Source organism: Stenotrophomonas sp. Steno-Z2, from assembly GCF_056393235.1.
In genome coordinates, this window is the sequence record NZ_JBWJOY010000034.1 from 1 (window position 1) to 203 (window position 203).

The 203-nt window shown below is 68.0% G+C and carries 1 protein-coding gene; it reads right to left on the reverse strand.

Going from position 1 to position 203, the window contains the following annotated elements; all coding sequences use genetic code 11:
* On the reverse strand, positions 1-203 hold a 203-nt coding region (locus AC06FP_RS16895; RefSeq protein ID WP_478076342.1), incomplete at both ends, for an EF-Tu/IF-2/RF-3 family GTPase.

Sequence of the window (203 nt, forward strand, 5' to 3'; positions counted from 1 at the left end):
CCCGGCTTGGCCAGCACCTGGCCGCGCTCCACGTCGTCACGCTTGGTGCCGCGCAGCAGCAGGCCCGCGTTGTCGCCCGCCTGGCCCTGGTCCAGCAGCTTGCGGAACATTTCCACGCCGGTCACGGTGGTCTTCTGGGTCGGACGGATGCCGACGATTTCGATTTCGTCGCCCACCTTGATGATGCCGCGCTCGATACGGCC